Genomic DNA, 11,944 nt, shown 5'->3' on the forward strand with positions numbered 1-11,944 from the left:
AGGTGCACGGACGGGGGCGGCCTGGCAGACTCATCCCGTTACCACTGCGGTCGACATTGTCGACCGCCTGTCAGCCCGGAGGTACCGAATGCCCGGCCCGATCCAGTCGCTCTCCCGGGCCGCCGCGATCATGCGCCTGCTGGCCGGCGGCGAGCGCCGCCTGGGCCTGTCCGAGGTCGCGACGGCGCTGGACCTGGCCAAGGGCACCGCGCACGGCATCCTGCGGACCCTCCAGCAGGAGGGGTTCGTGGAGCAGGACCCGGAGAGCGGCAAGTACCAGTTGGGCGCGGAGCTGTTGCGGCTGGGCCAGAGCTACCTGGACGTCCACGAGCTGCGCGCCCGGGCCCTGGTCTGGGCGGACGACCTGGCCAGGGCGTCCGGCGAGACCGTCTATCTCGGGGTGCTCCACCAGCAGGGCGTCCTGATCGTGCACCACGTCTTCCGGCCGGACGACACCCGGCAAGTGCTGGAGGTCGGCTCGATGCAGCCGCTGCACTCCACCGCGCTGGGCAAGGTGCTGCTGGCGTACGACCCGGTGGCCCGCGGCGAGCTGGGCGACGGGCCGTTCGAGGGGTACACCCCGCGGACCCTGACCGAGGCGGCCGACGTGGATGCGGAGGCGGCGCTGATCCGCGAGCGCGGCTGGGCGGACTCCGTCGAGGAGACCTGGGACGGCGTGGCCTCGATCGGCGCGCTGATCCAGGACCGGCGGCGCAACCCGGTGGGCGCGGTCTGCATCAGCGGCGCGGTGGAACGGGTCTGCGAGGACGGCTTCGTCAAGCCCTCGCTGGTCGCTTCCGTGCGCAGCGCCGCCCGGGCGATCTCGCGGGACCTGGGGGCCGGGCGGTTCTGACGCCGCCGTAGGGGGCGGTCCGGCGGGTCGGTGCCGGAGATCCGACGTTCACGCTGAGGCGCGGACAGGCGCGACGCCTGTCCGCGCCTTAGCGTTTTGTCCGCATGTGGCGCTAACCGATCGGTCACCAGGAGTGAAGGGTCACAGCTGCGTAACCCGGCCTTGACGTGAAGGCGGCCCGGGGAGGAAGCTTCCGCATGACGGTCGACATTGTCGAACGATGGCCGAGCGAACCTCTCCCACAAAGCGCTCACCCGCACAGTGATCGCTCGGCCACCTGCCCCCACCCCCCGCACCTCCGGGCCATATGGACAAGGGAGTCTTTGTGTCCGCGTTCTCCACCGGCGACATCTTCGTCGGCGAAACCCTCGGCACCGCCGCCCTGATACTTCTCGGCGGCGGCGTCTGTGCCGCTGTGACTCTCAAGAAGTCGAAGGCCATCAACGCCGGCTGGCTGGCGATCACCTTCGGCTGGGGCTTCGCCGTGATGATCGCCGCCTACATGTCGGCCCCCAAGTCCGGCGCGCACCTCAACCCGGCCGTGACCCTGGCCCTCGCCGTCAAGTCCGGCGAATGGAGCGACGTCCCCGTCTACCTCGGCTCGCAGCTGCTCGGCGCGATGATCGGCGCCGTTCTCGTCTGGGCCACCTACCTCGGCCAGTTCCAGGAGAACAAGGAGCCGACCCTGGGCATCTTCGCGACCGGTCCCGAGATCCGGAACCCCGTCCAGAACCTGCTCACCGAGATCATCGGCACCTTCGTGCTCTGCTTCGGCATCCTCACCCAGGGCGTCAACACGGGCCTCGCCGACTCGGGCCTCGGCATCCTGATCGTCGCCTTCACCGTCGTCGGCATCGGCCTCTCGCTCGGCGGCCCGACCGGCTACGCAATCAACCCGGTCCGTGACCTCGGCCCGCGCATCGTGCACGCGCTGCTGCCGATCCCCAACAAGGGCACCTCGGACTGGTCCTACGCCTGGATCCCGGTGGCCGGCCCGGTCGTCGGCGGTCTGCTGGCCGGTGGCCTGTACAACGCCATCTTCTAAAGCCACGGCCGGATATCCGCCGCCAGGCTTCGCGCCACCCGAGCACGGGGACTGACCGGACAGTCAGACCCACCACCCGAACCCCCATTCTTGAGCCGAGGACCCTCATGACCTCCACTGGCACGGGCAACTACATCGCCGCGATCGACCAGGGCACGACCTCCAGCCGCTGCATCATCTTCGGTGCGGACGGACGGATCGTCGCCGTCGACCAGCAGGAGCACCGGCAGATCTTCCCCCAGCCCGGCTACGTCGAGCACGACGCCGCCGAGATCTGGACCCGCGTCCAGTCGGTCGTCCGCGGCGCGCTGGAGAAGGCAGGCCTGACCAGGGACGACATCCGCGCGATCGGCATCACCAACCAGCGCGAGACCACCGTCCTGTGGGACAGGCACACCGGCGAGCCGGTGCACAACGCGCTGGTCTGGCAGGACACCCGCACCGAGGCGCTCTGCCGCGAGCTGGGCCGCAACGTCGGCCAGGACCGCTTCCGCCGCGAGACCGGCCTCCCGCTGGCCAGCTACTTCGCAGGCCCGAAGATCCGCTGGCTGCTGGACAACGTCGAGGGCCTGCGTGCGCGTGCCGAGGCCGGCGACATCCTGTTCGGCACCATGGACACCTGGGTGATCTGGAACCTCACCGGCGGTGCCAACGGCGGCAAGCACGTCACCGACGTCACCAACGCCAGCCGCACCATGCTGATGAACCTGCAGACCCTGGCCTGGGACGAGAAGATCGCCGAGTCCATGGGCGTGCCGCTGGCCGTCCTGCCGGAGATCCGCTCCTCCGCCGAGGTCTACGGCCACGCCGTCGGCGACCTCGAGGGCGTGCCCGTCGCCTCCGCGCTGGGCGACCAGCAGGCCGCGCTGTTCGGCCAGACCTGCTTCGACAAGGGCGAGGCCAAGTCCACGTACGGCACCGGCACCTTCCTGCTGCTGAACACCGGCGAGGACATCGTCAACTCCTACCACGGCCTGCTGACCACCGTCGGCTACCGGATCGGCGACCAGAAGCCGGTCTACGCCCTGGAGGGGTCGATCGCCGTCACCGGCTCGCTGGTCCAGTGGCTGCGTGACCAGCTCGGCATCATCTCCACCGCCGCCGAGATCGAAACCCTCGCCAACACCGTCGAGGACAACGGCGGCGCCTACTTCGTCCCGGCCTTCTCCGGCCTGTTCGCCCCGTACTGGCGCTCCGACGCCCGCGGTGTGATCGCCGGCCTCACCCGGTACGTCACCAAGGGCCACCTGGCCCGGGCCGTGCTGGAGGCCACCGCCTGGCAGACGCGCGAGGTCGTCGACGCCATGGAGAAGGACTCCAAGGTCAAGCTGACCGCCCTGAAGGTCGACGGCGGCATGACCAGCAACAACCTGCTCATGCAGAACATCGCCGACGTGCTCGACGCACCGGTCGAGCGCCCGTACGTGGCCGAGACCACCGCGCTGGGCGCCGCCTACGCGGCCGGCCTGGCCGTCGGGTTCTGGAGCGACCTGGACACCCTGCGGGCCAACTGGCACCGCGCCGCCGAGTGGACCCCGCGCATGGACGAGGCCACCCGGGAGCGCGAGTACAAGAAGTGGCTCAAGGCCGTCGAGCGCACCATGGGCTGGGTGGAGGAGGACGAGCAGAGCTGACCCGCCAAGCCGGTCGGGGCCCCGCGGCCCCGGCCGGCTTGCCCCCGTTTCACCGGCCCGCCGCACCGGGCCGACCGGCCTCTCAGCAGGGGCCGCACCGCACACCGAGAGGAGTAACGGCGCCGCCCGACCCGCGCCGCCGTACACACACCATGGCTACCATCCCGACCCTGGGCGCCGAGCGCACCGCCGGCCGCACCGCCTCCCGCGCCGAGACCCGCGAGCTGCTGGGCAAGGCCACCTACGACCTGCTGGTGATCGGCGGCGGCATTCTCGGCACGGCCGTCGCCTGGACCGCCTCCCAGGCGGGCCTCAAGGTCGCCATGGTCGACGCCGGCGACTTCGCCGGTGCCACCTCCAGCGCCTCCTCCAAGCTGGTCCACGGCGGTCTGCGCTACCTGCAGACCGGCGCCGTCAAGCTGGTCGCCGAGAACCACAAGGAGCGCCGCGCGCTCGCCACCGACGTCGCCCCGCACCTGGTCAACCCGCTGACCTTCTTCGTGCCGGTCTACAAGGGCGGCCCGCACAGCGCGCCCAAGCTCGGTGCCGGCGTCTTCCTCTACTCGGCGCTCTCCGCCTTCCGCGACGGCATGGGCCGGGTCTCCACCGCCGCGCACGCCGCCCAGCAGGTGCCCGCGCTGCGCACCGAGGGCCTGCGCTCGGTGGCCGTCTACGGCGACCACCAGATGAACGACTCGCGCGTCGCCGTGATGACGGTGCGCGCCGCCGTCGACGCCGGCGCCGTGGTGCTCAACCACGCCGAGGTGACCGGCCTGCGCTTCACCGGCGGCCGGGTCACCGGCGCCGACCTGAAGGACCGCCTGGACGGCACCGAGTTCGGCGTCGACGCCCGCCTGGTGCTCAACGCCACCGGCCCCTGGGTCGACCACCTGCGCAAGATGGAGGACGCCGGCGCGGCCCCGTCCATCCGGCTGTCGAAGGGCGCGCACGTCGTCGTCAAGCGGCGCTCCCCGTGGCGTGCGGCCCTGACCATCCCGATCGACAAGTACCGCGTCTCCTTCGCCATCCCGTGGGAGGACCACGTCCTGCTCGGCACCACCGACGAGGAGTACACCGGCGACCCGCAGGACGTCCGGGCCACCGAGGCGGACATCGACCAGATCATGGGCGAGGCCGCACACGCCATCCGCGACGAGCACATCGACCGCGACCTGATCACCTACGCGTTCGCCGGCCTGCGGGTGCTGCCCGGCGGCCCCGGCGACACCGCCGCCGCCAAGCGCGAGACCGTCGTCACCGAAGGCCGGGGCGGCATGCTGTCCGTCGCCGGCGGCAAGTGGACCACCTACCGGCACATCGGCCGCACCGTGCTGGAGAAGCTCGCCCACGTGCCCGGCACCAGCCTCGGCGAGGACATGTCGCCGATCGCCCCGACCGTGCCGCTGCCCGGCGTGGGCGCGCCGAACGCCGTCGCGCACCGTCTGCTGATCGACCGCGAGCCCGGCAACCGGATGGAGCCGCTGGTCGCCAAGCACCTGGCCAGCCACTACGGCACGCTCTCCTTCGAGATCGCCCGCATGATCGACGAGAACCCGGAGCTGGGCCGGCCGATCCACGAGGACGGGCCGGACGTCTGGGCGCAGGTCGCCTACGCCGCCGACAGCGAGTGGGCGTACACCGCGGACGACGTGCTGCGCCGCCGCACCACCATGACCGTGCGCGGCCTGGACACCCCGGAGATCCGCGACGAGGTCGAGGCCTTCCTCGCGAAGCGCGGCACGAAGTAGGCGGGACCAGGTGACGCAGGGCCGCGCATAGCAGCGCAGGGCTCTGCGACCGACTCGGAGGGCGGGCACCCCAGGGCTGGGGGCGCCCGCCCTCCGTCGTGCCGGCGGTCCGGGAGCGCAGTCGGTGTTCGGCGTTCGGTTGCCGGTGCCAGGGGTGCGGTCCGGTGTTCGGTGGCCGGTGCCGGGGGTCAGACCACCGCGCCGGCCTTGACCACGTGCTTCAGGTGGCGCTCCGGGGCCGTCAGCACCCCGAGGTCGGCCAGCGGATCGCCGTCGACGAGCAGCAGGTCGGCGTGCGCGCCCGGCGCGAGGGTGCCGATCTGCCCCTCCATCCCGAGCAGCCGCGCCGCCGTGCTGGTGGCCGAACGGATCACGTCGGCGGCCGGCTGCACCTCGGCGCGGAGCCGGAACTCCTCCAGCTGCGCCGGGTGCAGCGGCCCGAGCAGGTCGCTGCCGTAGACCAGGTTGGCGCCCGCGCGGTGGGCGCGCTCCAGCGCCGCCAGCCCGGCGTCGCGCACCTCGGCCAGCTTGCGCTGCGAGGACTCGGGCAGGCCGGACCGGGCTCCGAGCTTCGCCGTCTGCTCGTACGCGATCAGGGTCGGCACCAGGAAGGCGTCCTTCTCCACCAGCAGCGCGAGCGTCTCGTCGTCGATCAGGTTGCCGTGCTCGACGCAGCGCACGCCGGCCCGCAGCGCCCGGTCGACGGCGCGCGGGTGGTAGGCGTGCACGGTGACGTAGCGGTTGTGGTTCTCCGCCTCCTCGACGGCGGCGCGGATCTCCTCCTCGCTGTACTGGACGGCGGCTATCTCGTCGTGCGGCGAGGCGACACCACCGGAGAGCAGCACCTTGAGGTGGGCGGCGCCCTTGCGGAACTCGTCGCGGGCGGCGGCGCGGACGGCGTCCACACCGTCGGCGATCCGGGCGAAGTTCGGGCGGGACTCGCAGCAGGGCAGCGTGTCCTCGCCGAGCGGGCGCAGGTCACCGTGGCCGCCGGTCTGGGAGAGCGCCTTGCCGCCGTGGACCAGCCGGGGGCCGAGCGCCAGGCCCTCGTCCAGCGCGCGGGCCATGCCGTGGTCGGCGCCGCCGACGTCCCGGACGGTGGTGAAGCCGCGGCGCAGCATCCGCCCGGCCTCGGCCAGGGCCCGCACGGTGAGGTAGCCCGGGGTCCAGTTCGCGACCGACCCCAGGTCGAGGGTGGTGACCAGCAGGTGGACGTGGGCGTCGATCAGGCCGGGCAGTGCGGTGGCGCCCTGGGCGTCGATCACCCGGACGCCGTTGCCGGGCACGGGCGGGCGGCCGGTGCCGGTGGCGGCGATCCGGCCGTCGGCGATCTCGATCCAGCCGGTGTCGGTACGGGTCCCGGTCTCGGGGTGGAGCAGGTGGGCATGGGTGATCAGCAGTCGGCTCATGACGGCGGTTCTCCTGGCGGGCAGAGTTCGGGGCGAAGATTTCAATACGACCTGTATTGAATACACCATGTATCGTGATCCTGTGAACCCACCCACGGTCGAACCCGATGCCCCCAGACCCCCGCGGCGGCGCGTCCACACCCGGGCGCGGATCCTCGCGGCCGCCGGTGAACTGTTCCTCTCCGCCGGGTACGGGCGGACGAGCATCGAGGACATCTGCGCCGCCGCCGGCTACACCCGCGGCGCCTTCTACTCGAACTTCGCGGGCAAGGAGGACCTGCTGCTGGCCCTCTTCGACGAGCAGGCGGCGGGCCGGATCGACGAGCTGGAGCGGCTGGCGGCGGCCGCCGGGGCGCTGGCGCCGCAGGAACGGGCACGGCGGCTGGTCGAGGCACTGCTGCGGGTCGAGCCGGCCGAGACCGGCTGGATCCTGCTCTTCCTGGAGTTCCGGCTGCTGGCCGCCCGGACACCCGGGCTGGCCGAGCGGGTCGCGGAGCACGACCGGGCGGTGTCCGCGGCGCTGGCGGCCGTACTGGAGCGGGCGCTGCCCGGGCTGGTGCCGCCGGGCACGACGGCTGGGCAGGCCGCCGCGGTGATCCTGGCCGCCCGGGAGGGCCTGCTGGCCCGGACGGCGGCCGGCGGCCCGGCGGCGGAGGAGCTGCTGGCGGCGTCGGCGGCGGTGCTGGGCGGGCTGCTCGACTGAGCCCTCCGCGGCGGCGAACACGCCGAAGGGCGGCACCCGTTGCGTACGGGTGCCGCCCTTCGGCGTGCGGTCGCGCTCGCGCGGTGGAGAGCTCGGTGCCGTGGAGCCGGCGCGGTCGACAGCTCGGTGCGGTGGAGCCGGCGTGGTGGAGCCGGCGTCAGATGATCAGGCTGAGCGGCATGATCAGGGCGATGGCGACCACCGAGATCACCGTCTCCATCATCGACCAGGACTTCACGGTCTGGCCGACGCTCATCCCGAAGTACTCCTTCACCAGCCAGAAGCCGGCGTCGTTGACGTGCGAGAAGAACAGCGACCCGGCGCCGATCGCCAGCACCAGCAGGGCCGCGTGGGTCGACGACATGTCGGCGGCCAGCGGGGCCACGATGCCCGCGGCGGTGATGGTGGCGACGGTGGCCGATCCGGTCGCCAGCCGGATCAGGACGGCGATCAGCCAGCCGAGCAGCAGCGCCGAGATGTGCCACTTGCCCGACCACTCGCTGACCGCGTTGCCCACGCCGACGTCGATCAGGGTCTGCTTGAAGCCGCCGCCCGCACCGACGATGAAGACGATGCCGGCGATCGGGCCGAGCGACCTGCCGACGGTGTCGGAGATCCGCTGCTTGGAGAAGCCCGCGGCCCGGCCGAGGGTCAGCATGCCCAGCAGGGTCGCGGCCAGCAGGGCGATCAGCGGGGAGCCGACGAAGTCGAACACCCGCTGGACCATCGCCTTCGGGTCGTCGATCACGACGTCGGCCAGCGCCTTGCCGAGCATCAGCACGACCGGCAGCAGGATGGTCGCCAGCACCGCGCTGAAGGACGGGGTCCGCTCGGGCTTCTCCGTCTCCGCCGGGGCGGTGGCCTGCGGGATCTCCAGCGGGCCGACCCACCTCTCGGCGACGCGGGCGAACAGCGGCCCGGCGATGATCAGGGTCGGGACGGCGATCAGCAGGCCGAGCGCCAGGGTGACTCCGAGGTCGGCCTTCAGCGCGTCGACGGCCACCAGCGGGCCCGGGTGCGGCGGGACGAGCCCGTGCAGCACCGAGAGGCCGGCCAGCGCGGGTATCCCGATCCGCATCAGCGGGACGTTGCCCCGGCGGGCGACCAGCAGCACGATCGGGATCAGCAGGACGACGCCGACCTCGAAGAACAGCGGCAGGCCGAGGACGGCCGCGATCAGCGCCATCGCCCACGGAAGCATCCTGGGACCCGAGCGGGACAGCACGGTGTCCGCGATGATGTTCGCCCCGCCGGAGTCGGCGAGCAGCTTGCCGAGCATCGCGCCCAGGCCGATCAGCAGGCCGACGCCGGCGACCGTGGCGCCGAAGCCCGTCGAGAAGCTGGACAGCAGCTTGTCGAACGGAGCGCCCGCGACGGCGGCCAGCAGGCCCGAACCGAGGGTCAGGGCGAGAAACGGGTGCAGCTTCAGTCTGGTGATCAGCAGCACGATGGCGCCGATGCTGAGCAGCACCGCGATCAGCAGCTGGGAGTCGCTGCCGGTGTGCGGCAGGGCCGGTGGGGCGGCCGCGAGCACGAGGGTGGGGGTCACGCGAGGTCTCCATTGACGGGCCGCAGCAGAGCCACGGCCATCTCGACGAGTTCTTCTGGGGACGGGCCGACGTCCAGGACGGCGCCGCGCTCGTCCGCCCCGAGGGGTTCCAGGGCGGCGTACTGCGAGTCGAGCAGCGACGGCGGCATGAAGTGGCCGCTGCGGTGGGCGAGCCGGTCCTCGACCAGCTCGTGACCGCCGCTGAGGTGCAGGAAGAAGGCGCCCGGGCAGGCCGCGCGCAGGGTGTCGCGGTAGCGGTGCTTCAGCGCCGAGCACGTGACCACGCCGCCGGTGCCGGCCTCGGTCCGCTCCCCGAGCCAGCCGCCGAGGGCGCGCAGCCAGGGGGCGCGGTCCTCGTCGTCCAGCGGGATGCCGGCCGACATCTTGGCGATGTTGGCGGGCGGGTGGAAGTCGTCCGCCTCGGCGTAGGGGAGGCGGAGGCGGACGGCCAGGAGGCGGGCCAGGGTGGTCTTGCCGACACCGGAGACGCCCATCACCACGACCGTGAGGGGGCCGGGGGTGGTGGGCGCGAGGGTGTCGTGGTTCTCGACGCTGAGAGCCATGGGTGGTGCTCCTTCGTTGCCAGGCCGCCACTATCGCTCCAAAGATATGACGTATTCAAGTAGTGGAAACCAAATCGTCATACTTTTGATGACGGGGGATGGAAGGGACTCCGACGGCGACGGGCTCCGCGGGCGGCGGGCATCGGGCGGCGGGCATCGGGCGGCGGGGACGAGGGCCGCGCGGCACGCGGCGGCGGGTGACGTCTAGGCTGGGCGGATGGAGATCCAGGGGCTGCCCGGCCGACTGCTTGCCGAGCTCGGACCGGCCATCGCGTCCGGGGAGATTCCCGAGGGCGCGGTGCTGCGCAGCGAGGAGCTGGAGGAGCGGTTCGGGGTGTCGCGGACGGTGGTCCGCGAGGCGGTGCGGATCCTGGAGGGGATGCGCCTGGTGGCGTCCCGGCGCCGGGTCGGCATCACCGTCCAGCCGAAGTCCGACTGGGACGTCTTCGATCCGCTGGTGATCCGCTGGCGGCTGGCGGGCAGCGACCGGCCGGCGCAGCTGCGTTCGCTCGGCTCACTGCGGGTCGCGGTGGAGCCGGCCGCGGCTGCCCTGGCCGCACAGCACGCCAGCGACGACGACCGGCGCCGACTCAGCGCACTGGCGGTTGAGTTGACGATGACGGCGCGCGCCGCCGATCTGGAGACCTTCCTCCGGCACGACATCGCCTTCCACGCCACCGTGCTGCGGGCGTCCGGGAACGAGATGTTCGCCCACCTCGGGGAGACCGTCGGGGCGGTGCTGACCGGCCGGACCGAGTACGATCTGATGCCCCATCAGCCGGAGTCGTACGCGATCCGGCTGCACCGCGAGGTCGCGGAGGCGATCTGCGCGGGGGATGCCGGGCATGCGGAGCAGGCGATGCGGACGATCGTGGCGGGCGCTCTGGAGGAGCTCAACCAGCAGCTGGACCGACCCGCGGCTGAGCCGGGGCTTTCCGGTACAGATCACACGATTTGACAGCAGTTCGGTGAATTCGGGCGCATAGTCCGGGTACGGCAGGGCAGAGTCTTCCCCGGGGGGCGCGTTTCGTGCGCCCGTCCCGCACGCCTGCCACCGTCGACCGCGCTGGGGGTCGCCCGATGTCCGTCGCACGCCGTCGCCGCCGTCTGCCCGACGAGGTACGGGTCGCCGCCGTCCGGGCGGTGCTCTGCCTGGCGTTCACCCTGGTCGGCCTCTTGATCGCCACGCTGGCCTCGTACGCGGGCAGTTGGCTGATGACGCCCGCGCTGATGGCGATGGGGCTCGGGGTCTTCGGCTCGGCGTGGTGCCTGCTGGAGATCCTGATCTCGCGCCAGGTCGCCGCGCAGCGGATGCGCGGTTCGAACTCGGCGTCGCCGATGGCGGGGAGCCGGGCCCCCTCCGGCCCCCGGCCGCTCCCCCGCCCGGCCGGCCCACCGGCCCACGGCAGCACGGCCTACGGAGGCAGCCCGGGCGCGGGCACGCCCTACGGAGCCACGCCGGGCGGGCGTCCGGCACCGGGTGGTCCGCCGCCGGGCGGCCCGCCGCGTCAGCCGCGGGTGCCCACCGCGTAGCCGTACGGCTCTGGCCGGTCGTACGCGGCGCCCGGCTCGCGGACGGCGCGCAGCGGCCGGTACGGGTGGCGGAGCGGTTCGCGGGCCGAACAGGACGGCGCCCGCCGCGGCTCTCGCAGACGGTCAGGCCGGGACGGCCCGGTAGTGCGACGTGAGCCGGCCGGTGTCGTCCAGAACGTGGAAGACGAGCATCGGCGGCTGGTCGAAGGTGACGTCGGCCTCGCCCTCGCAGGCCAGCGTGACGGTGGAGACGACGCCGGGCGCGACCAGGACGGGCAGCCCGGCGAAGGTGGTGGCCGCGCCGGTGTGGGCGTGGCCGCAGAGCAGGGCGGCCACGCGGGGGTGGCGGGCGAGCACCTCGGCGAGGCGCTCCTCGCCGAACTGGCGGATCGGGTCCACGTACGACAGCTGGAGGTCGGCCGGCGGGTGGTGGAAGGCCACCAGCGCGGGCAGCTCCGGGCGGCCGTCGGCGAGCCGGGCGTCCAGCCAGGCCAGCGTCTCGTCGTCCAGGAGGCCGTCGTCGCGGCCGGGGACGGAGGAGTCGATCATCAGGAGGTCGGCACCGGGCAGCTCGTGCCGCCGGTTGACCGGCCCCTCGGCGGGCACCTCGCCGAGCAGCACCTCGCGGTACGGCGCGCGCCGGTCGTGGTTGCCGGGGCAGGTGAACACCTGGTGACGGGAGCTCAGCACCTTGGCGACCCGCTCGTACTCCCCTGGCAGGCCGTGGTCGGCGAGGTCGCCGGTGACCAGCACGGCGTCCAGCGGGCCGGGAAGGGCGTTGAGGTGGGCCATCACCTGCTCGGCCCGCCGGTACGCGCGGGCGCCGGCGTCGACGTCCTGGTCCTGGCCGATGTGGATGTCACTGAAGTGAGCGATCGTCAACATGCGGACACGCTAGTACGACCAC

Annotated in this window: 11 protein-coding genes; 7 read left to right on the forward strand and 4 right to left on the reverse strand. The window is 72.7% G+C overall.

Features of this window, described 5'->3' with window-relative positions; all coding sequences use genetic code 11:
• Positions 1-88: 88 nt before the first annotated feature.
• From OG286_RS07555 to OG286_RS07570, 4 genes are all read left to right on the forward strand, one after another.
• The gene (locus OG286_RS07555) at positions 89-853 is read left to right on the forward strand and encodes an IclR family transcriptional regulator (protein ID WP_396324888.1); all 765 of its coding nucleotides are present in this window, start codon (positions 89-91) and stop codon (positions 851-853) included.
• A gap of 325 nt (positions 854-1,178) precedes the next feature.
• Positions 1,179-1,898: an MIP/aquaporin family protein gene (locus tag OG286_RS07560; protein WP_396324887.1), complete on the forward strand. Its 720-nt coding sequence runs from the start codon at positions 1,179-1,181 to the stop codon at positions 1,896-1,898.
• A gap of 107 nt (positions 1,899-2,005) precedes the next feature.
• Positions 2,006-3,532 (forward strand): glycerol kinase GlpK, encoded by a 1,527-nt coding sequence (glpK, locus tag OG286_RS07565; RefSeq protein ID WP_396324886.1) that lies wholly within the window; start codon positions 2,006-2,008, stop codon positions 3,530-3,532.
• Between the two features lie 152 nt (positions 3,533-3,684).
• Entirely contained in the window at positions 3,685-5,280 is a 1,596-nt protein-coding gene (locus tag OG286_RS07570) for an FAD-dependent oxidoreductase (RefSeq protein WP_396324885.1), read from the forward strand.
• Between the two features lie 188 nt (positions 5,281-5,468).
• Here OG286_RS07570 and OG286_RS07575 read toward each other — a convergent pair whose 3' ends face one another.
• Positions 5,469-6,689 (reverse strand): amidohydrolase family protein, encoded by a 1,221-nt coding sequence (locus OG286_RS07575; RefSeq protein ID WP_396324884.1) that lies wholly within the window; start codon positions 6,687-6,689, stop codon positions 5,469-5,471.
• Between the two features lie 82 nt (positions 6,690-6,771).
• Between OG286_RS07575 and OG286_RS07580 the strand changes: the two genes are divergently transcribed.
• Positions 6,772-7,392, forward strand: coding sequence for a TetR/AcrR family transcriptional regulator (locus OG286_RS07580; protein ID WP_405362597.1), 621 nt, complete (start codon positions 6,772-6,774; stop codon positions 7,390-7,392).
• 157 nt (positions 7,393-7,549) lie between these two features.
• Here the strand turns inward: OG286_RS07580 and OG286_RS07585 are convergent, their stop codons facing one another.
• Both OG286_RS07585 and OG286_RS07590 read right to left on the reverse strand, forming a co-directional pair.
• Entirely contained in the window at positions 7,550-8,941 is a 1,392-nt protein-coding gene (locus tag OG286_RS07585) for a GntP family permease (RefSeq protein WP_396324882.1), read from the reverse strand.
• Positions 8,938-9,504, reverse strand: coding sequence for a gluconokinase (locus OG286_RS07590; protein WP_396324881.1), 567 nt, complete (start codon positions 9,502-9,504; stop codon positions 8,938-8,940). Before OG286_RS07590 ends, OG286_RS07585 begins: the two co-directional genes overlap by 4 nt.
• Positions 9,505-9,721: 217 nt before the next feature.
• Between OG286_RS07590 and OG286_RS07595 the strand changes: the two genes are divergently transcribed.
• Positions 9,722-10,462, forward strand: coding sequence for a FadR/GntR family transcriptional regulator (locus OG286_RS07595; RefSeq protein ID WP_396324880.1), 741 nt, complete (start codon positions 9,722-9,724; stop codon positions 10,460-10,462).
• A 122-nt stretch (positions 10,463-10,584) separates the two neighbouring features.
• A complete protein-coding gene (locus OG286_RS07600; RefSeq protein ID WP_405364912.1) occupies positions 10,585-11,037 on the forward strand; it encodes a hypothetical protein in 453 nt (150 codons plus the stop codon).
• A 123-nt stretch (positions 11,038-11,160) separates the two neighbouring features.
• Here OG286_RS07600 and OG286_RS07605 read toward each other — a convergent pair whose 3' ends face one another.
• Positions 11,161-11,922, reverse strand: coding sequence for a metallophosphoesterase (locus OG286_RS07605; protein WP_396324878.1), 762 nt, complete (start codon positions 11,920-11,922; stop codon positions 11,161-11,163).
• Positions 11,923-11,944 lie beyond the last annotated feature (22 nt).

This window comes from Kitasatospora sp. NBC_00039 (assembly GCF_045160625.1).
Lineage (GTDB): Bacteria > Actinomycetota > Actinomycetes > Streptomycetales > Streptomycetaceae > Kitasatospora.